This window comes from Shewanella sp. MTB7, assembly GCF_027571385.1.
GTDB lineage: Bacteria > Pseudomonadota > Gammaproteobacteria > Enterobacterales > Shewanellaceae > Shewanella.
In genome coordinates this window covers 825,763-847,202 of the sequence record NZ_CP085636.1, presented here as the reverse complement: position 1 = coordinate 847,202, position 21,440 = coordinate 825,763, and the positions used below count along the sequence as shown (strand labels likewise).

20 protein-coding genes and 1 pseudogene are annotated in these 21,440 nt (G+C 42.1%); 7 read left to right on the top strand and 14 right to left on the bottom strand.

Annotation, left to right across the window (positions count from 1 at the left end):
- Nucleotides 1–954, bottom strand: a complete 954-nt coding sequence (locus tag HWQ47_RS03475) for a DMT family transporter (protein WP_269969806.1) — start codon at nucleotides 952–954, stop codon at nucleotides 1–3.
- A 306-nt stretch (nucleotides 955–1,260) separates the two neighbouring features.
- On the opposite strand from HWQ47_RS03475, the gene HWQ47_RS03470 reads away from it, so the two are divergent.
- Nucleotides 1,261–1,497, top strand: a complete 237-nt coding sequence (locus tag HWQ47_RS03470; RefSeq protein ID WP_269969805.1) for a hypothetical protein — start codon at nucleotides 1,261–1,263, stop codon at nucleotides 1,495–1,497.
- Nucleotides 1,498–1,730: 233 nt separating this feature from the next.
- On the opposite strand, the gene HWQ47_RS03465 is transcribed toward HWQ47_RS03470, so the two are convergent.
- The 8 genes and pseudogenes from HWQ47_RS03465 to metB all read right to left on the bottom strand — a co-directional run bounded on the left by HWQ47_RS03465 (nucleotide 1,731) and on the right by metB (nucleotide 8,999).
- Entirely contained in the window at nucleotides 1,731–1,961 is a 231-nt protein-coding gene (locus tag HWQ47_RS03465) for a cysteine-rich CWC family protein (RefSeq protein ID WP_269969804.1), read from the bottom strand.
- A gap of 3 nt (nucleotides 1,962–1,964) precedes the next feature.
- The gene (locus tag HWQ47_RS03460; RefSeq protein WP_269969803.1) at nucleotides 1,965–2,354 is read right to left on the bottom strand and encodes a GFA family protein; all 390 of its coding nucleotides are present in this window, start codon (nucleotides 2,352–2,354) and stop codon (nucleotides 1,965–1,967) included.
- Nucleotides 2,355–2,646: 292 nt separating this feature from the next.
- On the bottom strand, nucleotides 2,647–3,210 hold the full coding sequence (locus HWQ47_RS03455) for a hypothetical protein (RefSeq protein WP_442802066.1): 564 nt from the start codon (nucleotides 3,208–3,210) through the stop codon (nucleotides 2,647–2,649).
- Between the two features lie 44 nt (nucleotides 3,211–3,254).
- Nucleotides 3,255–3,647, bottom strand: a complete 393-nt coding sequence (locus HWQ47_RS03450; protein ID WP_269969801.1) for a hypothetical protein — start codon at nucleotides 3,645–3,647, stop codon at nucleotides 3,255–3,257.
- A gap of 146 nt (nucleotides 3,648–3,793) precedes the next feature.
- Nucleotides 3,794–3,913 (bottom strand): annotated as a pseudogene (locus HWQ47_RS03445) (methylenetetrahydrofolate reductase); the annotation flags it as partial.
- 148 nt (nucleotides 3,914–4,061) lie between these two features.
- Entirely contained in the window at nucleotides 4,062–4,952 is an 891-nt protein-coding gene (metF, locus tag HWQ47_RS03440) for a methylenetetrahydrofolate reductase (RefSeq protein WP_269969800.1), read from the bottom strand.
- 385 nt (nucleotides 4,953–5,337) lie between these two features.
- A complete protein-coding gene (locus HWQ47_RS03435) occupies nucleotides 5,338–7,731 on the bottom strand; it encodes a bifunctional aspartate kinase/homoserine dehydrogenase II (protein ID WP_269969799.1) in 2,394 nt (797 codons plus the stop codon).
- A gap of 98 nt (nucleotides 7,732–7,829) precedes the next feature.
- Complete coding sequence (gene metB, locus HWQ47_RS03430; protein WP_269969798.1) at nucleotides 7,830–8,999, bottom strand: cystathionine gamma-synthase; 1,170 nt, start codon at nucleotides 8,997–8,999, stop codon at nucleotides 7,830–7,832.
- A gap of 253 nt (nucleotides 9,000–9,252) precedes the next feature.
- Here metB and metJ point away from each other — a divergent pair, with 253 nt between their 5' ends.
- Together metJ and HWQ47_RS03420 are read left to right on the top strand one after the other, a co-directional pair.
- Nucleotides 9,253–9,567 (top strand): met regulon transcriptional regulator MetJ, encoded by a 315-nt coding sequence (gene metJ, locus HWQ47_RS03425; RefSeq protein ID WP_269969797.1) that lies wholly within the window; start codon nucleotides 9,253–9,255, stop codon nucleotides 9,565–9,567.
- Nucleotides 9,568–10,214: 647 nt separating this feature from the next.
- A complete protein-coding gene (locus HWQ47_RS03420; protein WP_269971649.1) occupies nucleotides 10,215–10,949 on the top strand; it encodes a sulfite exporter TauE/SafE family protein in 735 nt (244 codons plus the stop codon).
- Between the two features lie 202 nt (nucleotides 10,950–11,151).
- On the opposite strand, the gene traF is transcribed toward HWQ47_RS03420, so the two are convergent.
- The 3 genes from traF to HWQ47_RS03405 all read right to left on the bottom strand — a co-directional run bounded on the left by traF (nucleotide 11,152) and on the right by HWQ47_RS03405 (nucleotide 14,959).
- Entirely contained in the window at nucleotides 11,152–12,345 is a 1,194-nt protein-coding gene (traF, locus tag HWQ47_RS03415; RefSeq protein WP_269969796.1) for a conjugal transfer protein TraF, read from the bottom strand.
- A gap of 108 nt (nucleotides 12,346–12,453) precedes the next feature.
- Nucleotides 12,454–14,388 carry a putative bifunctional diguanylate cyclase/phosphodiesterase gene (locus tag HWQ47_RS03410; protein ID WP_269969795.1) on the bottom strand — a complete coding sequence of 645 codons (1,935 nt, stop codon included), beginning with the start codon at nucleotides 14,386–14,388 and terminating at the stop codon, nucleotides 12,454–12,456.
- A gap of 4 nt (nucleotides 14,389–14,392) precedes the next feature.
- Nucleotides 14,393–14,959, bottom strand: a complete 567-nt coding sequence (locus HWQ47_RS03405) for a hypothetical protein (RefSeq protein WP_269969794.1) — start codon at nucleotides 14,957–14,959, stop codon at nucleotides 14,393–14,395.
- A gap of 297 nt (nucleotides 14,960–15,256) precedes the next feature.
- Here HWQ47_RS03405 and HWQ47_RS03400 point away from each other — a divergent pair, with 297 nt between their 5' ends.
- Nucleotides 15,257–15,448, top strand: a complete 192-nt coding sequence (locus HWQ47_RS03400) for a hypothetical protein (protein WP_269969793.1) — start codon at nucleotides 15,257–15,259, stop codon at nucleotides 15,446–15,448.
- Between the two features lie 41 nt (nucleotides 15,449–15,489).
- Here the strand turns inward: HWQ47_RS03400 and HWQ47_RS03395 are convergent, their stop codons facing one another.
- Nucleotides 15,490–16,395 (bottom strand): LysR family transcriptional regulator, encoded by a 906-nt coding sequence (locus HWQ47_RS03395; RefSeq protein ID WP_269969792.1) that lies wholly within the window; start codon nucleotides 16,393–16,395, stop codon nucleotides 15,490–15,492.
- Between the two features lie 219 nt (nucleotides 16,396–16,614).
- Here HWQ47_RS03395 and HWQ47_RS03390 point away from each other — a divergent pair, with 219 nt between their 5' ends.
- On the top strand, nucleotides 16,615–17,334 hold the full coding sequence (locus HWQ47_RS03390) for an SDR family oxidoreductase (RefSeq protein ID WP_269969791.1): 720 nt from the start codon (nucleotides 16,615–16,617) through the stop codon (nucleotides 17,332–17,334).
- A 233-nt stretch (nucleotides 17,335–17,567) separates the two neighbouring features.
- Complete coding sequence (locus HWQ47_RS03385; protein ID WP_269969790.1) at nucleotides 17,568–18,713, top strand: putative sulfate/molybdate transporter; 1,146 nt, start codon at nucleotides 17,568–17,570, stop codon at nucleotides 18,711–18,713.
- A gap of 461 nt (nucleotides 18,714–19,174) precedes the next feature.
- Here the strand turns inward: HWQ47_RS03385 and HWQ47_RS03380 are convergent, their stop codons facing one another.
- On the bottom strand, nucleotides 19,175–19,558 hold the full coding sequence (locus tag HWQ47_RS03380) for a hypothetical protein (RefSeq protein ID WP_269969789.1): 384 nt from the start codon (nucleotides 19,556–19,558) through the stop codon (nucleotides 19,175–19,177).
- An 825-nt stretch (nucleotides 19,559–20,383) separates the two neighbouring features.
- Between HWQ47_RS03380 and HWQ47_RS03375 the strand changes: the two genes are divergently transcribed.
- On the top strand, nucleotides 20,384–21,415 hold the full coding sequence (locus tag HWQ47_RS03375; protein ID WP_269969788.1) for a hypothetical protein: 1,032 nt from the start codon (nucleotides 20,384–20,386) through the stop codon (nucleotides 21,413–21,415).
- Nucleotides 21,416–21,440: the final 25 nt, after the last annotated feature.

Sequence of the window (21,440 nt, the reverse complement as noted above, 5' to 3'; positions counted from 1 at the left end):
CTATGCTCTCGTCGCTATCAACCTCTCTCTACGAGAAATTATTGTAGGTAATAGCTGTAACACTATGACAGAGAAGATAATTACTGCTATCCCACTTAAGGATAGAAAATCTAAAGCATCACTAAAAAACATATCAGGCCACAAACCTAAACTCACCATATATGCCGTACAGCTAAAACTTAATACGGGAGTAAGCGCCATCATGGCGCTCACTTGAGCTGTTGGCCAGTACTTCATTGAAGCGCCAAAACAGCCATAGGCAATCAAGGTGTTAATGGCACAAAACATCGCGATACCCCAATGATTCAACGACATGCTTGTGAACTGATTAAGGTCGACAAACCCAGTCATCAACAATACCCCCATTCCATAGATAAAAAGGAGAACATTACTGGGATCTAACTGTTCCAACAGTGACTTTTGCAATAAAGCATAACTCGTCCATGAACACACAGAGAATTGAATGATCATCATCCCGGTCCAAAATGTTGAGTTTTCAGATTGATTAAATTCTAGAAATGGATGAAAGAACATTAACATGCCTAGCGCTAACGTCGCGAAACAGGTCATTTGAATAGCACTCAACTTCTCTTTAAAAAAGAGCATACCACCAAAAGCCAAGAAAAAAGGAGACGTCTGAAAATTAAGCTGCGCAGTGCCTGGGGCTAAGTATTTTAACGCATAGACAAACGAAACATAGTTAAGCACCAGAAAGACTGAAGCAAACAACAGCTTTATCCAAGCCCTTCTGTCTAAAGAGGCAAACTGTTTCAGCCTACCACTAAAATATTGAATGATAAGACTGACGAGTAAAGCGACTAAGAACCTAAACCAAGTTAATGAAACTGGATCGATAAAGGTTGAAGAGAGTTTAAGGGCTATCGGCAATATCCCCCAAAAAAACACCGCTGTTGAGATAAAGAGTAACCCAATTTTGAAATTGTTCTGTTGCAAAGGAACCTACTTGAACACATGAAGAGCACTGAAATGAGGTCAAGGATTTTGCGCCAAAAACTAAGCTGGGTCTATAAGATAAAAATTGAATTCACTGACAAAACTCTTCTTTGTTGGCCTTAAAACGTTACACCTCAGTGCTATAGTCTTTAAGATTGAAAGAGATTAACGATTTATCATCACTAATCCATCCCCACCAAGGTACCGCTTCAACGTTTAATGAGTATATTCCAAGCCAGAAAAAACAAACAGCTATACAATAGTATATTTACAAGTATAATCAGCATGCGTTTATTGGGAGAATTCATGATCTATTTTAATAATTTACAAGGTCGGAATTACAATAGGGCTTATGAAGAAACGGTAAAGTGTCGAGCCCTAGGAGATGATCCCATCATTTTTGATCTGTATGACAATCAGATAGCCAACATCATGAATGAGGATTGGCAATATGTCACCAAAGGCCAAATGGCCATGGTGATTCAAGGCGGTAAAAGGGGGTCGTTACAATATCTCATTTATGCTGCAAGGCGTAACGCATAAACGGCTTATCAACGGATGTTTTCAACGGGGCGTTAATCTGATATCAGCAGCAGATTATTAGTCTTCCCAAGCGAGCCTAAGAATCTAGATATAGCATGTTCTAACATGGCCATTGAGTTAGCAGAGTATGGAACTGGTTTAAAGTGATTGAATAGATAAGAATAAAACCAAAAAAAGAATAAAAACAACATCGATTTCAGTCTGCCAAGGATGGCCTTTCTTACATTTACGCGTTAGTCTACTCTTTTCAAGTCTAACGCCAGCTCCTGTTTAATCCTCTCGAGGCACCCTTGGCAGATACAAACACTGCCATCAAGTTGTTTCTCTATCAGAACAGATTTAGGCGGAAATTTAACACTCTTGCACCAACAAGCTTCAATCTCCTGATTGGAGTTCAGAGCACAGCTATTGGTATTTTGGCACAATGGACAGTTCATGGATTGCGTCTGGTCATCTTCATTCATATTTTATTCTTTAGCATCGGCAGGATGATTGACTCCGTCATACAAGGTTACTCCCTCCTTGAGTAAAGTGCGTATGTCAAAAGGATCCCCCTCTAAACACGCGACATTGAATCCATATAAATGCGGGTTAGATCGTCGCTGATGGTGAGTATAGATCCCACACCTTGAACAAAAGAAGTGTTTGGCACTCATGGTATTGAATTGATATAAGTTTAATAACTCAGCGCCTTTCACCACCTTGAGATCTGCTAGCGGGATGGAAGCGACAATCGCACCTCGTCGTCGACACATGGAGCAATCACAGCGACGTGGATCGACCAAGCCATCCGGCAGTGAAAGTGACAACTCAACTCCACCACAATGGCACAGTGACTTATATGTAGTATCCGTCATTAGCTCACCTTTTCGAGTTTAAGAAGTGTTGACTCTTACTTAGGATTTATTAGGTAAGAGTTAGAGCCAAGTCTCTCTGACCTCCATCAACAGCTTGTCCGTAATACCCTAGGCCATCAACGCCATGGCAGTGAGCTTGATACACCTTATCACCTCATACCAATTACATTAAGTGTCTGTTCATTCAGCGGAAGGCGCTCTTCAAATGAATTCACTTTATCATATTCCCCTTGTATGAACTGTTTCATCTTAGGCTTTAATGTGAAAATTGTAATACTGATTTAATGGGTGACTATACACTGGATAGATGTGTAAGATTTGTCTGCATTAGTGCAGAATCACTCAACAGCTGCGAGTTACAGAGAAGATTAACGTATTGCTCTGAGGCTAGCTCATTATAAGCGGATGAATAAAAATTAATAAAGCCATGGAAGTATTGAGTCAGGCTAATCATCACCAAAGGTTTCTGAGATAAATGTTCAATAACTGCATTAACGTCAAAATGAGTTTCAACAGCAGGAAAAACAAAGCTCACAGGACATGATGGGTTGATGTTCAGATGATGCCGGATTTGACTTGGATAAAATCCAATAAAATGTAATATTGCTTCAGAATTAAGCTTCTCAAGTGCCTTCCAAGTCGCAGAAGCTCCGGCGCTGAAGCCTATTACTACACACGGATTATTAGCAGCTTCAACTTTGCTTTTAACCAAATCACGATAACGCTCATGACCGCACTCAGCCATAAAGGTCTGATACGCTAACGACTCACTAATAAAATGCCGATAAACACCAATATAGGGATCGACCACTTCACAATCATACCCCGAGTCATTAATCCTTTTTTGAAGTTTCAAGAGATGATCCGTCAGACCAAAAATATCAGTGACCAAAATAACGATCAAAGGGAACCATCTGTGACAACATACGCTAAAGCACGGCATTCCATATAAGCGTTACAACTTGCATAAGATGAATTAAAACATTCCATTACGACATAAACATTGCCACCAAGTTGTGTCGTTTTGTAGCGCATATCCGTTGCCAATAAAGCACGAGAAGGAGCTGGAGTTGTGAAGCCGGCTTGGCAATATGATGATCTTACCTCTCCAAGCATCTCTTTATCACGACGTGAGATCTCTTCAATTGTAAACTCTCTAACATCTGAAGCAGCGATAGACCTCGTGGCTACTTCTGCAATATCTGGGCTGATATTAGTTCGAAATGAAACATTACTGCATGCTGCCAGTAACACTACGCAAGAGAATACCAAGCCAGCTTTCCATGTTGTCATTAGCTATCCTTAATTTGTTTTTTAATACCTTATAACAAATACAAGTTGGAAACAAAAATGCTCCACCCGTTAAGGTAGAGCATCAATATTATCCAACCAAACTTATCTCGGCACTCGAAGCGTACTCGTAACTTAAAACTATAAACTTACTGACCAGGTCTCACACCTAACGTATGGCAGATGGCGTATGTCAATTCAGCTCGATTCTATGTGTAAAAATGGAAATCTTTGACTCCTTCACGAGAGAGCACTTTAACCATATCCATCACTGCACGTTAGCCTACTTACCCGGGCGAACACCTAATGTGTGGCAGATGGCGTATGTCAATTCAGCTCGATTCTATGTGTAAAAATGGAAATCTTTGACTCCTTCACGAGAGAGCACTTTAACCATATCCATCACTGCACGTTAGCCTACTTACCCGGGCGAACACCTAATGTGTGGCAGATGGCGTATGTCAATTCAGCTCGATTCAATGTGTAAAAATGGAAATCTTTGACTCCTTCACGAGAGAGCACTTTAACCATATCAATAGCAACGTTAGCACCTACCATCTGACGAGTAACAGGATCATCATCCAAGCCTTCAAACTGCTTATGTAACCAAGCAGGAATGCCCACATTAGTCATGCCAGCAAAACGCTTCAGTTGCTTAAAGTTAGTCACAGGCAGTATGCCCGGCACGATTTCAACATCAATGCCCGCTGCAACACAGCGATCGCGGAATCGGAGGTATGATTCGACATCGAAGAAAAACTGCGTTATTGCACGGTTAGCCCCCGCATCGATCTTCTTCTTTAAGTTAATAAGGTCTGCTTGTGCATTGCGTGCATCAGGGTGAACTTCAGGATAGGCAGCGACTGAGATATCAAAATCTGCAACAGAGCGAAGCAGGCGAACTAAATCGTTAGCAAAACGAGTCGGCTTTGGACTACCATCAGGCAGATCCCCACGTAGGGCTACAATATCTTTAATACCTGAGCTCCAGTAATGCTTAGCCAACTCTTTAAGCTCTTCGTCGCTGGCGTCAACTAATGTCAAATGCGGCGCAGCAACCAGATCAGTCTCTTTTTGAATACGCTCAATCACACCATGGGTACGGTCACGAACCCCTGAGTTAGCACCATAGGTCACTGATACAAATTTGGGCTTCAGTGGCTCTAAGCGACGAATTGAGTTCCAGAGGATCTGTTCCATCTCTGGTGATGCGGGAGGGAAAAATTCAAAAGAAACGTTAATATCGCCATTCAGCTCAGCCAAGCTCTGGTTTAGTGATGTTGAATGTTGTGCATGATTAAAACTCATTTCAATTCCCTCTACTACTTTACTCTCTGTTCTCTTAATCTGTTTTCTTAACCTGTTTCATAACCTGTTTAAGTAGCAGAACTGACTTAGACGTTTGGACGTCTATACATCCATATTAAAGAAGCTGAGATTGAAGTCAATAGCTAAAAGAGGAGTAATTTCAAATAAGATATAGCAAAGCTGCTACTAGAACGTGACTTCGTCACTGCTAGAACGGCTATGAAGCACCTTCGAGTACGTCGCAGGCGACTGCGAGGAAAAGAAAAGTCAGGAGCAAAAAACTTTTCTCGTAGCCAACTTGTTGGCGAGCTCGAAGGGAACTTGTTTCCGCTCTCGATATGAGCTCTCGAACGAACTCAAAGCAAAGTGCCCTTCTTTACAATGTTTACTCCTGCACCAGATCCCGACAAATCTGCGCTAGATCTGACTGAACTGCGGCAGCGGTGACTTCCCTACCAGCGCCTGGTCCACGGATAATTAATGGATTGTCTTGGTAAAAGGAACTACGGATAACAAACACATTATCACCTGGGGTTAAATTAGCATAAGCATGGTCTCTGTCGACCCACTCTATGCCCACTTCAGCCTTTAAAACGCCACCAATTAAATCTAAGCCTGCAACATATCGCAGCACCTTATTCTGTTCCGCTGCCGCACTAAACTGCTGCAACAAGTCATCATCAAGCTCAGCTATTCTCACTAAAAATTGCTCAAGTGAAATATCTGCTAATGCCGCAGGAACAAGCGAGTTTAATTTAATATCGTCTAGCTCAATATTATGACCAATCTCACGGGCTAAAATTAACAACTTACGCTGCATATCACGACCGGATAGATCATCACGAGGATCGGGCTCAGTGATCCCTAACCCTCTCGCTTCTAATACAAGTTGTGAAAACGGTTTTTTAGCATCATAGTTCTCGAATAACCAACACAGCGTGCCAGAGAAAATGCCGCCTACCGCTTCAATACTATCACCACTGTTGTGTAGATCGTTCAGCGCATGTTGCACCGGTAATCCTGCACCACAGCTGGCATTATACCGCCAAAACAATCTGCGATTACCCAACTGCTGCTTGAGCTCATTATAGAAAGCTAAGGGACCTGAACCTGCAAGTTTATTAGCACTAACGACATGGATACCACGCGCAAAGAACGCAGGGTATTGTAAGGTTAAATCTGCACTGGCACTGATATCCAAAGCAATAATTTCATCACATTCTAGCGCCTGAAGTTGCTCAAACAGGTGATCATACAACCAAGGTGTGGCTTGCTGTTCAAACTCCTCTTTCCATGAAGCGAGATTAATACCCTCCTCTTTCAGCAAGGCTTTCTTTGAACTCAACAAGCCCACCAGTTCTACGCTAGCTTCTAACTCTTTATTCAATGCAGCTCTTGCTCGGGTGAATAGCTCTATCCAAGCTTCACCGATATTACCAACCCCAAGCAGCAGCACACCGATACGCTTACGAGGTCCTGCACATCGACGATGCACTTTTTGAGTCAGCAGGTTAACTTGTCCAAAGGGAACCAAGGTCACTAAGCTCAAGCCATCGTTAAACAAGGGTCTGGCATCGCGACTTAACAAGCGAGCAAAACCACGGCGATAAAGGCCTGAGTCAGCACTGACTAGCGCAACTAACCCCAGATCTTCCCGCACTTTGATGTCAGCTATCCCCAATGACTCTGCTTCAAGCTCAAGCAGAGCATGAACTTGTTTACTGTTTTCATTGGTGAAGGCTAATTCAACTCGGTTTTGCGCTAATGTCCAATGGGCTAGCGGGATAAGTCCAGACTCAGCTAGCAGTGCGAGGACGCTATGCAAACCTGCTGTTAACCTTAAATTAAACAGCGAAACCGAAGCAAGGTTAGTCACAACCGGCGCGCTAGCCGATGAACTCTTAGGTGCAATCAAGGTAAAGTCTGTGTGAGAGGCGTAACTAGAACGCACAGCTAAGCTCACATCAGTATCAAACAGTGGCTGTAACGAGCGATTATGCAGTACAGGTGAGCCTAAATGAGCGAGGCGGTTAGCTTCATCTAAAGAGAGACTCTTGAGTAACTTTGCATCGTTGATTTTGTTAGGGTCAGCATTAAATACCCCCTCAACATCAGTCCAAATTGTCACACGACCAATATCAGCAAGGCTGGCAATTAGCGTGGCGCTGTAGTCAGAGCCATTACGCCCAAGCAGTAAAGTTTCGCCTTGGCTGTTCGCACAGATAAAACCGGTAATAATCAAACGTTCGTTAGGACTACCTTCAACACGCTTCTGCACGCGAACACGTGACTCATCAAGCCTGATTTGAGGAATGGCTCCCTCATCGGCAATCAGTAGGCTTCTGGCATCGACATCGCTTGCCGCCACGCCAGACTCCCTCAAAAGAGCAGCCAGTAAACGAGCTGACCAGCGTTCACCAAAGCTCACGACTTCGCTGCGCTTATATTCATTAAGTTCATCAAGAGAAAACAAACTGATCAATTGATACTTATCTATAGATAAGCGCTCACGCAAGCTTCTCGCTTGCTCATTTGATAGCAATTGTTCAATCAAATTCTGCTGAAAACTAATCAGTACCTGTAATTCTTCTTGCCACAGTTGAGACGAATCTTTTAACGCTAGCAACTTATAAAGAAAATTGGTGCTCTTACCTGCGGCGGAGACAACGACAAGATCGTCGCTATTGCCATGAGTGAGAAGGATATGAGCCACACGGCGATAACAATCTGCATCCGCTAGACTAGAACCACCAAATTTATGTAAATGACCACGCGCCATCTCTAACTCCTATAAACCAATTAACAGCTGACTGCAGATAAAGCAGTGAGTCCAACTTAACTATCTACGACTAAATGACCACGCGTCATTTTTAACTCTTATAAACCGCTGACTGCAGATGCTGCAGCGAGTCCCGCTTTAATGTCGGCCACTAAATCATCAGCATCTTCAATACCAACAGAAAGGCGAATGAGGGTCTCTTTAATCCCTGCTTCGGCTCGCGCCGCTGGTTCCATCGCTCTGTGGGTCATTGTCGCAGGAACGGCGACTAAACTCTCTACCCCACCTAAACTTTCTGCGATAGAAAACACAGAAAGTTGCGCTAGAAAGGCGACTAATTCAGCTTCACCACCTTTTAGCTCGAAACTGAGCATGGCACCGAAGCCTTTTTGCTGCTTAGCGGCGATGTCATGTCCGGGGTGATCGTTAAGCCCAGGGTAGTAAACCTTGTCTACGGCGTTGCTGTTAGTGAGTACCTCTAATACTCGCTGAGCGTTGGCTTGATGCTCTCTGATGCGAATAGGTAGAGTTCGAAGGCCACGCAGTGCTAGATAACTATCAAATGCAGATCCAGTCAGCCCTAAGGTGTTTGACCACCAATGCAGTAACTCACCCAATTCAGGATCTTTCGCAACCACGGCACCGCCAACAACATCACTGTGTCCATTGATGTACTTAGTCGTCGAATGCATGACGATATCAGCCCCTAATAAAAGTGGCTGCTGCAAAATAGGTGACAAGAAAGTGTTGTCGACGACCACGATCGCATCAACATCATGGCTTGCAGCTGAAATAGCTTCAATATCGACAACCCTTAGCAGTGGATTAGATGGAGTCTCAAGCCAAACCATCTTAGGTTTAAGCGCTATCGCCTCACTTAAGGCTTGGCTATCTGTTTGATCAACCACCATCAACTTAAACTGACCCTTTTTGGCCAAGTTGGTGAATAGACGATAACTGCCACCATAACAATCGTGGGGAACCAGTAATAGGTCATCAGGACCTAACAAACTCGTGACCAAGGTTATTGCAGCCATTCCCGTACATGTCACCACGCCTGTGGCTCCTTTTTCAAGCGCTGCAATGGCATCTCCGAGAATAGAGCGCGTTGGATTACCCGAACGGCTGTAATCAAAATCTCTTGGATTCTTGTGTCCATCGAAGGAATAATTAGTGGAAAGATAGATCGGCGGTACTACGGCACCATGTTGGGTATCGGATTCAATCCCCTGACGCACGGCAATCGTGGCTAACTTACGTTCGGTCATCTACAGCTCCTAATACTAACTACTACTAAACATCATACCTATTACTGACATCATACTTTATATCATTTAGAAAAATGAGATGTCTAGACGTCTAAATGTACCTAAGAGTTACTTCCTCGTCAACCGATTAGACGTTTAGACGTCCGAACATATGGAAATCTATTTGCATTTAATCGAAATAAGAGGCAATAATTTGACTGTACAAATTAAAGGGTTAAAATCTGCCCCGAATTTTGAATTTACAGGTGAGTCAATGACTGAGTGGAATGGCGATTACATCAGCCCCTATGCTGAACACGGCAAGAAGAATGAACAGGTAAAGAAAATTACTGTTTCTATTCCCTTAAAAGTGCTTAAGGTACTGACTGACGAGCGTACACGCCGTCAGGTCAATAACCTACGTCACGCCACCAACAGTGAACTGCTTTGTGAAGCATTTTTGCATGCCTATACTGGCCAGCCACTGCCAAATGATGAAGATCTTTCGAAAGATAAACCTGACAGCATTCCTGTAGAAGTAAAACGCTTGATGGATGAGATGGGCATTGAGTGGGAAGACGTCGAGTAACCTTATTAATACCCTAACGCTCTAAGAAAGCTCGTTTCAGTGGCTTTGCGCGAATTCCATTCTAAGCGCATTCAATGACCACTGAATCTTGCGGTTCCAAGAGACTTAGATATAGAAAGTACTCTACTCCAGTCAAGAATATCAGTTCTACTAAATATTTGATCAATTCAGAGCCTTTCAAGCTTTTCAATTCAAGGCGTATTGATAAAGAAATGGTTATTCCCTTTTAAATCAATACAACACAGAAGTGGAATGCTTGAAAAGCTCACGTAGTGCGGGCTTCAAAGTACTCCATGCTGTGTTAAGTGATTTAGATATACGACTGCATGGTCTATTTTGTTCCATACAAAATAAGACATTTCCTCCATCCTTGGAGGTCAGATGCAGAAGGTAGGGCGAAGCACGACTGAATGGATTCAGGAGGTAGAGTAACGCAGGAGCAGTTACCGAGGATGCCAGAGCCGAGAATAACTATTAGCGTCAAGTTCCAGTCTTGCCTGCAGCACCTTGAACTCCCGCTGAAAGGTCAAATAATTAATGGAACTGATATAGAGATCGCGATGCGATGCGATCCCTGTTTGTTTTTATTGTTCTTTAATTGCCGTATATATCCAGCTCACTTGGGTATACTATTTATGGACAGAAATGTGTTTGAGTTAATCGCACCGACTACCTTACTACTGGCATCCATTATTATCTTCTTTGGGGCAATCACTCAGAGCTTGATAGGCTTCGGTCTTGCCGTGGTAGCCTCGCCACTTCTCTATCTTGTTGATCCCGATCTGGTTCCGGCCCCCGTCATCGTTATGGGCTTCTTCATCTCTTTGCTTACTCTCTATCGAGAACGTGGGGCACTGGAGTTTAATGGCCTACAGTATGCGCTACTGGGTCGTATTCCCGGCGGATTTATCGGTGCGGCTCTGTTAATATTTGCTCCCCAACCGATTCTCGGCTTAGCCATAGCAGGGATCGTGGCGGCAGCGGTCATCCTAAGTTTACTTAAATTCAATTTAGTGGTGAACCGCAAGAGCTTGTTTGCAGCAGGCGTGATATCTGGTGTGTTTGGCAACATTGCAGCCATAGGTGGCCCACCACTGGCTATTTTGTTATCGGGAAAAGATGCGAGTCAATTTAGAGCTGCGCTTTCAGCCTTCTTCATCTTTAGTTCTGCCATAGCATTAGCCATCTTATCTATCGCAGGATTATTGGAGATTAAGCATCTTTGGCTTTCACTCATGCTACTTCCATCAGTGGTGCTAGGATATTTGGTCGCTGGCAGGTTAGTGGGAAGAGTTGATAAGAGTAAAACCAGAAGCATGACACTGATCTTATGCTCAATCAATGCATTAGTATTGACGGTTAAATCGTTAATGGAATTGTAAAATCGAGATCGCTTCGCTCCGAGAACGTGACTTCGTCACTGTGAGTGCGCATCTGCGATACTTCGAGAAAGAGAATTGCCACAAACCTACAACGTATTGCTTGTCCTCGTAGCCAACTTGTTGGCGCACTCGAAGGGTACTCGTTCCCACTCTCGTAGCAAAACGTTCTCTAAGTTAGCCCGCGAACGCCCTCGAAACGTCATTAAAAATGATATGAAGTTTGTAGCACACCACCTATGGCATCGTCACTGCCGACCATGCCGGTTACATCCAGATAAAAAGCCTGACCAAAAGCGAATCCAGTACCTAAGGAGTAGATATTCGACGTATTATCCTTCATGTCATGTCGATAACCTAGACGTAGCGCCAGCCACTGTGTAGCTCTCACTTCTCCCCCTAAGCGCCAGTACTGAGTACCTTCTATATCATCGAAACGTTCATGAGCGTTAAGGTCAATATCCGTCGTCAATGTAAGACTCCCCCAATCATAGGCAACACCGGCGGTAAACAAAGGTTCAACCTGGTAGGTAAACTTGCGACCTTGTGCTTCAACGGTTTCCACATCTTTACTGATTAAATTACGACCCGAAAATCCAACAATAAGTCCCTCTACAGGCTCCATGGCCACACCGATATCCAAATTGAATGTCGTCTCATCATTACGGTATTTAGCATCGTTAAAATCACTGGAGTCGAAGTTATTCGCACTCACCACATAGTTATAAGTATCTATACGTTGAAACTTGGGCGAAACCCCAACCGAAATGGGCATATTAACGATAGATAAGGGGAAGCTTATTGCCACACCAAAATCAGAAACAGCACCAGCGACTACAGCACCTTGAGAGTCAAGGTCTGAGATCTCTGGGGGATTATTAGGGTCAAGTACGGTTAAATTATCAATATCAGATTGCTCGATTGCGGTGACACCAACAGCATCGATATAGCTCTTATAAAAGATAGCCATTGGCATGTTTTTACTTGGGATCACAAGTGAAAAGCCAAGACCAGCACTTACATATGCGGTGTCGCCTTTTAAGGACTCTAGATCGTTAATTAGCTCAAGACGAAAGCGATCGATTGCCACGACATCAACAGCATTAATTGCGGCCTCTAAACTGTCATAGGAATCCTCCAGCGCATCAAACTTATCGACCATCTGATCTTTATCTGCTCCATCGGCGCCTAATACCGGCAGCAAGAGAGCAAAATCATTGAATTTAGGCCCATGCAATGCAAGAAGAGCGGGATTAATAAAAGCGGCTCCTTCTCGATTAGAAGATGCCACACCTGCACCGCCCATCGCATCACTACGAGCTTCATAATACACTTGTCCAGCAGATACACAGGAAGGTAATAATACAACACAGCATAGCGCTACTTTTAGCAATTTCATCTATTCAACCCTTTATGTCATTCTTATTTTGTACTTCTCATCATTCAGATTAAAAGATAGTTCAAATTAGACATTATGGGACGATAAACTCAGCAAATATTAGCAAGATTAATTACAATAAAACTCACTCCAAATCTTGGGTTTACTGATTAAATACCCTTGGATCATATCGGTTTCCCATTCACTAACCATTTGAAATTGTTCATCTGTTTCAATCCCTTCACAAACTACAATCAGAGATAAATCATGAGCAAGCTTAACAACCGTTTGTGCAATAATCTCATATTGAACATCGACCAAGGTATTGTCGATAAAGCTCTTATCTATCTTAATGATGTCAAAATGAAAGTTAAGCAAGTAACTTAATGATGAGTAACCTGTACCAAAATCATCCATGGAAAGTTTAAAGCCTGCCGCATGGAATTCTGAGAATTTTTCTTTTGTTAATTCATTATCTTGCATTGCCGACGTTTCGGTAATTTCAATGGTAATTCTTTCCGGTGAAATAGCGTATTCATTCACTATCTTAGTGATATTTTGAACAAGTCTCTCATCTTTAAACTGAACCGGAGATAAGTTAATCGATACACCAACATCATTCGGAACTGAAGGCAGTGACAAGCAGCGACATACTTCATGAATAACCCAATAGCCGATAGCAATAATATCCCCACTCTTTTCAGCAATATCGATAAAACGATCCGGTGGGATCATCCCTTTAACAGGATGCTTCCATCGAATCAAAGCTTCATAATGATGAATATCTTCATCCAATTTTGTGGGATTGACGATAGGTTGGAAGTAGAGTAAAAACTCTTGTAATTCAATAGCTCTGGGTAAGCAATGTGCCAACTCTAAATGGAGTCTTAACTCCTGTACTATCTCATCTTGATAGCTAACGGGTTTTCTGGAGGGTGTATTCTTAGCCTGATAGAGTGCAATGTATGCCATTCTAAGCAGTTCATTGGGCTCTGACTCACAACTTGGGTAACAACTATAACCAGCCCTCAACTCACAGGGAACAGGGTGACCATCAACCAACAAATAATTAAGAAATGAATCCATTACATCAGATAGCGTTTTAATCACATCTTCTTGGCTGGAGTCGATCATAATAAAGGCAAATTCACTACTATTTAGAATCGAGAGTGTGTTGTTATCGGGAATAATTGCTTTTAAGCGTACTATCGCCATTTTTAAAAAAACTCTTTTCACCTCTTCATCTAATAGGTTTATCGAACCACCCGACATTTCAAGTGATAAAACAATAACAAAACTGTTTTTCTGTTTTTTGTCCACAAGAAACTGAATTACTCTTAAAAAACCTAACTTACTGTGTAACCCCGTCGCAGGATCCAAATATATCGCCGAGATAGTATTCTCATCTCTATTACTATCATTAAGTTTATCTGCAATATCTTGCAGAGAATCATATACATCTTGTAAATAATGACTCGAAATATCCTTATCTATACAGAAAGAAATTATCGCTGCAATATAAGCTAAAAAAGCACTATCATACTGGGAGAAGACTTTGCTGTCGGAAGGCTTAAATGCGACCCCACCATGCTCTGTTTTAAAACGTTCAAAATGAACACTTCCTTGAGAGAGTAGGTGGAAAATATCTAAATTTGAACCCTCAGCCGCTTTATGACTTACAACTTCATCACGAATTTCAAATAGCGACTCGATGGTACTAACTTGGTTTGCAGGCACTTTCTTCCATTGACAATCATCAATGAACTTATGACCTTCAATGATAGGCATCACCTCCCACCATAGACCATTAACGAAACGAAACAACACGCAGGTATCAATATCGACGGAGAAACGTGTCTTCTGATAGATACTTTTCAAATCTCGAATAAAATTTGAATCAACACTGATGGTACTGCTTAGCTCCAGTAAGCTTGCAGATCTTAACGAGGCCTCAAGAGTTTGTTTAATTGATGTAGAATCGCTATAAAAAAGAGATTTATCAATCTCCTTAGCCCCTTCCCCTTTAGTGGCAGCTTCACAATCCCAAGCCTTTTTAGCAGGCATCAAATTAACCTGCTTCCGCTATGGTATTAATAAAACGTTGATCAATATCAATCCCGATACTGTCCGCGAGATTAACCATATACAGTGAACAGGAGATCATGCCAACAAGCTCAGTTATCTCATCTCTAGCAAAACCTAAACTGGACAATTCTTCATCTATTCGCGCCACTAAATCGAAATTATTATCAACAGAGGCATCGGCTAACTTGATCACCAACCTTAATGCAGGGTTTTTAATCTGTTCCATATCATTAAGGATTATGCTCATATCATCCCCAGTAAACCCATGGTGCAAGGCTAATGCATGGTGTGCAATCATACAGTAATTGCACCCTTTTTTATTAGCAATATAGGAGAACATTAGTTCCTTAGTTATTCTTGGAAGCTCACCTGAGCACAAATTTTTCCGTACCATATTCCAAGAAGACAAAGCTAAGTCAGGATTTAAAACAACCACACAGCGAAAAATAGCAGGTACAAATCCCATACCTAATTCGTCACAGACTTGTTGATGAATTTCAGGGAATTTTTCTTTAAATTCCTCTTCGGATAAAATAGGTAACTCACTCATATTCAATACCATAAAAGATTAACTAGTCACTTGTCTACAGAAGTTCTCAAACTTCCCCACAATAAAGCTCATCGCTAAAATGACACAAAAAATATATTCCTACACCAAATAATAGTAGGTTATTAAGAATAATTCCCTAAGTTAAACCAAGTTTAGCTCACCAGTTTTCGAGCTATAGAGTGGACATACTCTATTATTCATTCAAATGTATAAATACTAGAAAAACTAACTAGCCATCCATATTGCAGCTGCTAAAGTTAAATAAGTATATGTAATAGTTAGATAGATGGAGAATCTATGCACCTAATAATGAAAACCCAATTCGACAACCTTAGACTTAACGATGATCATGAATACTCCACTAATGACAGAGGGGGAAAGAAGGTGGTTAAGATTTTCAAAAATGGAGGGTTAATCGCAAAGAAAATAGCAATAAAACGCTCAGTTCAATATTTTGGAATAACAGGAGTAGAAGATTTTCTCACTTAAACTTAATCCTAAACTTGATATTGTAAATTAATACTTAATACTTAACTACTGACATACTTCATAAAATTCAGAGTGGTAAATGACACAAATGCTCTTAATCTCGCAGGCTGAAACCGATCTTTACAGTAAAGCAGATAAAAAGGCGTATCGGCCACTCGCCACTGTTCAAAGACAGAAATTAACTCACCATTAGCTAGCTCATTAGGACAATATAATTTAGGCAATCTAACGATCCCATTACCTGCTATGGCGGCACTCTTCATCACTCGACCGTTTTTACACTTAAAACTGCCCTTAATATCGACTTCTACTTTACTCTTAGCATCCTCTTTATTCTCAAATAACCAACGGTCAATAGAACCTGTTATACACAAATGCTCTTTAAGTTCTTTAGGATGAACAGGATAACCGCGACGTTCAAGATAGGTTGGTGAGGCCATGGTCATATTCTCAATACTCATTAACTTACGAGCAACAATGCTCGAATCTTCTAACTCCCCCATACGAAATACCAGATCAAACTCATCGACCACAAGATCGACTCTGGAGCTACTAAAATCCAAATTCACACTAATATCAGGGTATTCAGAGATAAAATCATTTACTAACGCGGTAACGATCTCTTCACCTATAATTCCGCCAACACAATTAATATTGATGTTGCCCTGTAAGCGTTGAGCGCTATCTACTGTCATAGCAACCGCCTGATCTATGTTTTCAAGTGCTCTTTGACAAGCATTAAAAAATTCAGTTCCTTGTTCGGTTAACCTTTGCGCACGAGTTGTACGGGTTATCAGCGTTACACTAAGCAGACCTTCGAGTTGTAGCAACTGTTTTGACAGGTGTGAACGGGAACAACCAAGCACTTCAGCCGCTAGCGTAAAACTGCCCTGTTCAGCAATCACAGTGAAGGCTCGAACATCAGCCAAATTCAGATCTTTATTCATTACTTTATCCGCTTTCAATAGCTTGTTTCGATTTAGAACTAGGTTTAGGTGCAAACTTGAGTTTTCACCTAATATTGTACGCCATATGTAAACAATTATGTTCTCTATTAATTATATATCAACAATAAACCCATCACTATAATGGTCACAACTGAAACGAATCGATTCATTTAATTATCTCATTCAGCTAAGTGTTAGCTTAATGACAGAGGAAAAACCATGAAACAACTTATCGTAATTACAGGTGCATCTTCAGGAATTGGTGCGGCAATGGCAAAAGCATTTAGCGCTAAGGGTCATCCATTACTGTTACTGGCTCGTCGTGTAGAGCCAATGCAATCATTAGCATTAGAAAATTGCCTATGCATGAGTGTTGATGTGACAAATGGCGAAGCGATTAAAGATGCAATAGCTACCGCCGTTGAAAAATTTGGACCTGTAGGCGGACTGATCAATAACGCTGGTGTTATGCTACTTGGCCAAGCTGATGTACAAGATCCAGCTGAATGGGCTAGCATGCTTAATATCAATGTAATGGGGGTTCTTAACGGTATCCATGCAGTACTTGCCGACATGAAAGCGCGTAAAACAGGCACCATCATCAATGTCAGCTCAATAGCAGGTCGTAAGACCTTCCCCAACCACGCTGCTTACTGTGCCACTAAATTTGCCGTGCACGCATTGACGGAGAACATCCGTGAAGAAGTTGCTATGGATGATGTACGTTTAATCACTATCGCTCCTGGCGCCGTTGAAACTGAACTGCTCAGCCACACAACCAGCGATGAAATAAAAGCGGGCTATGCCGACTGGAAAGAGGAGATGGGAGGTGTCATCTCACCAGAGACAATAGCTGAAGCCGCACTATTTGCTTTTGAGCAACCACAAAGTGTGTGCGTACGTGAAATCGTACTGGCTGCTACTCGTCAACAGCCTTAATTAATATTTGATATAAGGGGTACGTTCTTAAGCGTATCCCTTTCAACTCAAACGGCTAATATTGCTTTCGCTAATAAGTTACATTTTGTCATGCACAATTCTGCAATCTAGCCAACTTGTCTGATCACCTGTTAAAATAACGGTAAATTACTCCACTAAGCCAGTAAAAAACCTCCTACAAATTGGCACTAAACTTGTATTAGCTTCAAGGATCTTTTCTCACGGCAAGCTATATGACATGCAAAAGCACATTTCTTAACAGATGTGATCAACTCTCAGGTGAACTCAGTGGAGCCTTCGCCGATCTTGGTACGTTTTTACCTTTAGTATTGGGCCTTATTGCCCTCAATCACTTTTCCCCCCAAGGGATATTTTTAGGTTTCGGCCTATTTGCGCTATTTACCGCTTTCTATTATCGACGTCCGATCCCGGTACAACCGATGAAAGTGATAGCAGCACTGGTCATTGCACAGGGGTTAACTCCCGGCATGTTACAGGCCAGCGGCATGATGATGGGCATTATCTTGCTTATCCTCGCCTATAGTGGTGCCATCAGCTGGATGGCAAAACAACTCTCTCCTGCGGTCAGTATCGGTATCCAACTCGCCATTGGACTCCAGCTTATCTGGATGGGTGGACAGATGATGAGCGAAACGTGGCTAATCGGTATCACCGCTTTCGTGGCCCTCTTTGCCAGTAAATTTATGCCTCTGAGGTATTTGGCTATGCCTTTAGTGCTTATTCTTGGCATTATCTGGCAGGTAAATAGCGGCGTCGCACCTAGTTTTGACCTTACTGGCCACTCAAGCTGGCAACCTAGTTGGCCAAGTCTTGATGAGTGGACCTCTGCGGCAGGCCTGTTAGTGCTACCTCAACTGGCACTCACCTTAACTAACGCTGTGATCGCGATTTCAGCGATAGCCTCTGAAAAGTTTCCCTGTGACAAGGAGAAATTTACCCCTAAACGCCTGGCCACCAGCTCAGGCTTAGCCAACTTGTTGTTAGCTCCTTTTGGCGCAACCGCTATGTGTCACGGCGCAGGAGGTCTCGCAGTGCAATATCATTTCGGCGCCAGAACTTGGATAGCCCCAACGATCTTCGGGAGTGCTTGCTTACTCATTGCAGTCACTTGGGGAGACGGGATCGCGACGATGTTATCGCTGATCCCATTGGCAATACTCGGCAGTATGTTAGCCATTGCAGGCACTCAGCTGGCTTGGTCGAAACGCTTAATCGATGGTAGACCTTTCTGTATCTTCGTCATTCTCTCGACAGCTGCTATCTGTCTACTGGTGAACACAGCAGCCGGATTGGCCGTTGGCATCATATTAGAGACAGGTCGTAGACAATGGAAACTGGTCTCCGATTTGATACATTAAAATGGGTTGAACTTGTCGAATCACAAGTTTCACATATCTTTTTGGGGTTGGGTTCATTGGACTGGTTTGGTGTTTGGATCTCTTGATGAGAACCATAACCTCACGCTTAATCAATTAGTTGCAGAAGTTTCCGTGCAGGGATGCACCAATATCGCAGTGGCAGGATGCCAAGGAGCGACCTAATGTGTAAATACTTCTGTGACATCCATGTCACGGACGGTTACAGCCGCATTTTCACTAGGTAATTAATCTCTTCGATGTGGATAGTTTTCATAACGCAGAGTTAAATACTTTATAGCGAGACTCAAAAATAAGTAGAAATTTAGAACCTTAACAATTAACGACTACGAACTCATAAAAGTTTTTACCTTTATCATTTAAAGTAGCTCCACCCAAGTTCCCCATTCGACTTGCACCAATTGGCAAAGTCAGTAAACCTGATGTAGCTAGAGGTTGGAAGTCTAATTTTGCACAAACAATTCACCAAGTAGTTTTGCCTTGAACTCTGTATGAAAACGGTCCAAGTAAATGAGAGTCTGATCAACTATCTTCTCTTGAGTCTTATCATCACCTACAACAAGTAATAATTCTTCAATATCTTCATCTCGATAGTTAACTATTGGTCCAATAAAGTGCGCATACTTTTTTAAAAAGAATACAGACTGAATAGACGAATGAACTTCGTTACCTAAAAAGAGCCATTTTATTATCGGTAACTCTTTAAGTAGCTGTCCATCAGTAACTAGAGGAATAGCTTGGTCTAATCCCATCTCTGAAATATCACGCAAAAACTCATAAACAGGTTTCTTACTTGATCTCTGAATTAAACTTTGATTATTAGACATTCTACCAAACCTTTATTTTACAAACATTTTAAAGCAGCTTACCTTACTAGATTGACATCGAACATCCTAAAAGTAGCTAACATCAAGAAGAATAAAAATCAAATCGAAGAAATAGATAACCAGGTGTAGATTCGGCTGCGAGCTTCCAAAACATGGATGTTTTGGTAGAGCCCACAGGGCCTATTCAGTTCCCTACATTTTTCGACATTTCCTCCGTCCTTGGAGGTCAGATGTGCTTGCGGCGTCTCGCAGAACCCTCTCAAAGAAATAGTGCACATTCGCCCACCGCAGGTGATAGGTAACAATGAAGGTGCAACCTTCAACAGTCCGGCTCAATACCAACTCAGCCGAAAGCCAAACCAGAAAATGTAATCAATCTTCATTCGAAGGCTAACAAGCTGGATCCTGAAACTAGTTCAGGATAACGGCAAAAAAGATTAACCCCAATACCAACTCAGTCAAAAGCTAAATCAAAAAATGTAACCCTGTTCAAAGTAGATTTACCTCCATCTTTACCTCCGTGTACTCCGTGAAGTGAAGCGCAGCGCTCCGTGGTGAGAACAAGCTTTTGTCTTTTTGCTAAACAATCCAAGATAACAGTGAAGGAACGGCCTTCAAACACACCAGCAAATATCAAATCGGCCAGAAGCTAAATAAGAAAATGCAACTAGCCTTCATTTGAAGGTTTAAAGTGATCCCCTCTCCCCTAAACCTAAGTCATCCCTTCAATGCTATTTAGATTCAATATTCTGATAGTTAACAAGATTACCTTACTAGTGTTACTATCTTAGTTCTCAATATTACAATGACATTGGATGTTAGCTGTTGCAGGTTATAAGCTCACTCGGTTTTTCTATCTCTTTCTTCCTTATGGCACTTGTCTCAGTTCAAGCCAAAGAGATTGAGCTGCCTGTTGAAGTGATAAAACCTGAGCCAACGTCAACTAGACAAGCAGAGCCCGTGGCCTTCGATGAATATCCCGACAAGCAAGCTGGCGAGGAGGAAGATCCCTGCTTAACTCAATCTGCTGACAATACCACTTTCGACAACGCTTTTGATTATCTCAATACTAAGTTTTGTCAGCCTGCTATCTGGTTCGATAGTTTTTTTGTTGATGAGCGAACTCAAGATGATGCTCGGGCTGGCACCCTAGTACGTTGGACTAATGACTTTTCCTATTACGATAAAGAAGGCTTCAAATATAGAGCAAATCTTAATGCCCGATTTAATCTTCCTGGTGTTAACAAAAAACTTAAAGTCATCATTAACTCACAAGGTGAGGATGATCCCTTCGCATTCCTAAAAGGGCCAAATGACAACGGAGAACGGGATATAGGACTCAGGTATGACTGGTATGCGCAAGACCGTATCAGTTTTAATATTAAAGCAAATTTCAAACCTAAATTAGAAGCGAGGTGGCGCTATACCTACCCTATTTCACAAAGCACTGTCGCCCGCCTAACCCAGAAGCTCTACCAAGAGAAAAAGATGACAGGGGAGTCTACCGAATTTGATATTGAACACTCTTTCGATGAGGATTTCTTACTGCGCTGGAGCGCCGTTGCTCAATATGAAAATCGTAATAATGGTTGGGAATTTGGCAGCAGTGTGAATCTCTATCATTACATCAGTAACAAACAGGCCCTTAACTATATTGCCAGTATCTATGGTGTAGACACACCATATCATTATGTTGAAAATGCCAGAATTGCCGTAACCTATCGACAAAATTTCATTCGGGAATGGCTGTTCTTCGAAATCACTCCTGAATATAGCTGGACTAAAGAGATCGACGAAGAGAGATTAGATCACACCATTATCACCTTTAGAGTAGAGATGATGTTTCAGAATATGTAACAGTTCATTTGATAGTCACCTAACC